The organism is Okeania sp. (assembly GCF_983059655.1).
In genome coordinates this window covers 1-3638 of record NZ_CEZPJD010000790.1, presented here as the reverse complement: position 1 = coordinate 3638, position 3638 = coordinate 1, and the positions used below count along the sequence as shown (strand labels likewise).

Genomic DNA, 3638 nt, shown 5'->3' with positions numbered 1-3638 from the left:
TCAGCCTTAAAATCAACCTTAACAAGAATTTTTTCACCTGATGCAGATAAATTAATTTGATTAACAATGAAATTCAGATTTTCATCAATAGATAAAGACTTACCCCTAACTTTAGATTGAAGAGTATTATTCAATTCATCAACAGAAACTTGCACAGGTAAATTTATTAAAAACTTATCTATTATCTGCTCTTGAATAGTGAGATTAGGTAACGGTTTAAAATTAATAAAAGGAGCTTCTTTACATATACAAGTATCGACAAACATCTTAATAGCAATTCCAGACTGAACATTTTCACCATCACTCAAATCAAACTCCTTAAAACTAACATTCTGTGGTTCAGTTTTAATCCAAATTGAAGGGTCTTGATTTACTCTTTCTGACAAATGCAAATTATTCCATTGTTTTGTGACTTCTGCCTTTAGGTTTAAATTTTTAACAATTTCAGCGATTAATTTAGGCTTGTCTTTATTAATAGCCTTATCCACCTGTTTTTTCAGAAGACTACGAATACTAATAGTGCCAATATTTTTTATCGGTACTTCTGCCTTAGTTAAATTAGTCGATACATTTAGATTCGGTTGAATATTCCATTCATTATCTATTCCTAAAGAAAGATCGCCAAAAATTGTACCTACAATATTTGTCCGCGCACTAACTGGAATCTTAGTAAAATGTAAATTTATTTTCCCCTTTATTCTTGCAGTTCCTGATATCGGTATTGAAAAATTTATCAAATTACTTTTAGTACCAATACTCAAATCTTGGCGATTAATTTCGTAGGTAAGATTATCATTAGAGAGCAAATCCGTAGGGTCAGATTCTGTGCCCACAAAAGTCTGAGGAATATTCAGGTTTAATTCTTTCTCAATGTTAGATAAAGGAATTTTTACAGGTAGATTTAATATACTTTCACTACGTTCAACTTGTAATGTATTAACTGATGTCAAGTCCGGCAATTTAGGTTGAATATCTATTCCTTTAAAAGCTGCTCTCGAAGAAAAAATAATCATAATTAGTACTAATATCATTAAAATAGAAAATTTTATTATTAGTGGAATAGTGATTTTTTTCATTGATTTGATTGACATAAACTTTGAATGGAATTACAAGGTTTGTTTTTTACAATTTACTAGCTAATAGCTGAATCATATTTATCTTTCTAATAGCACTTGTTTTTCACCTTCCATATAAAAGCATCATCTAAATTAGAAACTTATTTTATCGGAAATAAAGATTAGTCTATAAAAATAATTAAAAGTTATTTTTGCACAGTATTCCGCAGGTAAATAAAAATTATTATCTCAACTTAGTAAATGATTATTACATTCAAAACCTATCTGCACAGAATTACTAAGTAAAAAGTGAATACTGAATACTTAATACTTACAATAAAAATTTGACAAAATAGAACATTTTTGAATAAGATATCTTATTTCCTTGTTCAGTATTGGCAAAGAATTAAAAGTTTTCTGAGTGGAAAAACTCAGAAAGTCAACTAATCTGAAGCAAATAGAAGAAATTATCTCAAATCATGTCAAAAGAAACATTCGACTTTGTTATCCCGCTCTACAAAATTCGTTGGAATACCCAAGCTGTTTTAGAAGGAATTACTCATCACTACAAACCTCGGGCCATCCATATAATAGCCCCAGAAAATGAAGCTATATCCCTAGAGCAAAAGGTAAAGGAATGGCAAGTTGCTCCCGTCTATAACCACAAAGAAGAATTATTTTTTCAAAATAGTGGTTTGACAAAAGAAGCAATTTGCTCAGAGCTGGACTTAGGTAAATCACTATATAATCCTGGTTGGTTTTACCAACAATTATTAAAACTTGGTGCTAATGAAGGTATTGAAAATTTGAGTGAATGGTTTGTTGTCTGGGATAGCGATTTACTTCCAGTCAATACTTGGCCACTAATCAGTAGCGATCGCCAAACTACAGGACACACATTTGCACTTCTTCAAGATAATAGATATGGTAATCCTCATATTGTATCGAAGTGGGCTGGATGGATTACTTCGGTATTGGGGGTTGAGCCACTGACAGATAAAAATGCTACTTTTGTTCCACATCATATGTGGTTTAAGCAGGAGCATCTGGAATCTTTTAAACAGCAAATTAAAAACTATTTTCAATCTGAGGATAATTGGTTGCTGTTGATGATGCGCTCTGCGAATAAGTTTGAAACTTTTAGTGAATACTGGTCTTACACTTCATGGGTAGCTGCGAAAGCTCCTACTGACTTGGCCTTCCATCCCTATGAAAATTACGGAGCTACTACTGAGAGATTCTTTGATGACGGCACTGGTCTATTTTCTACTTCACTCAGGAGTTATAACTCAAGGGTATTTTCTCATGAAATTAATAGTTACCAATCTATAGTATCTCATCAGATTTTCTTTTCTCCTTCATATCAGGAAGTAGAATCTTTTATTGCAGAGAAATATGACTCAGACCATCTTCCTTCATCTTTATCTTTTGAAAGTAGTCCGCGACATCTAAAGAAAGATCGAAAAAACACTCATATTGAAGAGCAACGTTCTCCTTGGAACCCCCGCAAGTTTAAATCTGACTTATATTTAAATCTGGGATGCGGAGCAAGACATCTAGATGGTTACATTAATGTAGATAAGTTTGGAAGTCCTGATGTTACCTTAGATTTAGAAACATTCCCTTGGCCGTGGGATGATAATAGCGTGGAAGAAATTGAAATGAGTCATGTATTGGAGCATTTAGGACAACAAACAGAAATCTACCTCAAAATTATTCAGGAAATATATAGAGTATGTAAGCTAGGGGCTAAGGTGCATATTAAAGTACCTCACCATCGCCACGATAATCTTTTACACGATCCTACTCATGTACGTCCAATCACACCCTATGGTTTAAGTATGTTTTCTCAAAAACTAAACCAGGAGCGACAGGCTAAAGGATATCCTACTACACCACTAGGTATGTATTTAGGTGTGAATTTTGAGTTGGCAGAGGTTCGTTATCTTCCTAGTGAATTTTGGTATGAACGCGAGAGCGATCGGGTTAATGATACAGAGTATCTCTTGGAACAGAGTGCTTTATATAATAATCTTATTCAAGAGGTGGATATGATATTAGTGGCAATCAAGTGAAATAGATTTTGCTCCTATTTTACTGTTGTTGCTCATAGCCACCTTCAACATTTTGTGAGCCTCCATAACTGGAGAGTGGAGGGAAGGTTGCTTGTTACCTACATACCTCTATCTCCATTTTTTGGTGGCGTTCAGAATGATTTGTACCAGGGTGGAAGTATCTTAACTCAAACGTTATAGTTTTACTGATAGCTACTTTCAACATTTTGTGAGCCTCCATAACTGGAGAGTGGAGGGAAGGTTGCTTGTTACCTACATACCTCTATCTCCATTTTTTGGTGGCGTTCAGAATGATTTGTACCAGGGTGGAAGTATCTTAACTCAAACGTTATAGTTTTACTGATAGCTACTTTCAACATTTTGTGAGCCTCCATAACTGGAGAGTGGAGGGGAGGTTGTTTGTTACCTACATACCTCTATCTCCATTTTTTGGTGGCGTTCAGAATGATTTGCACCAGGGTGGAAGTATCTCAACTCAAACGTTATAGTTTTACTGATAGCCACTAGC

Annotated in this window: 2 protein-coding genes; one reads left to right on the top strand and one right to left on the bottom strand. The window is 34.1% G+C overall.

What is annotated here, in order from left to right; genetic code table 11:
• Window positions 1-1013 (bottom strand): DUF4403 family protein (locus tag AC3DU7_RS28415; RefSeq protein ID WP_488042610.1); only part of this gene is annotated, 1013 nt, incomplete at its 3' end.
• Window positions 1014-1534: 521 nt separating this feature from the next.
• Between AC3DU7_RS28415 and AC3DU7_RS28410 the strand changes: the two genes are divergently transcribed.
• Window positions 1535-3130 (top strand): DUF6492 family protein, encoded by a 1596-nt coding sequence (locus AC3DU7_RS28410; RefSeq protein WP_488042609.1) that lies wholly within the window; start codon window positions 1535-1537, stop codon window positions 3128-3130.
• Window positions 3131-3638: the final 508 nt, after the last annotated feature.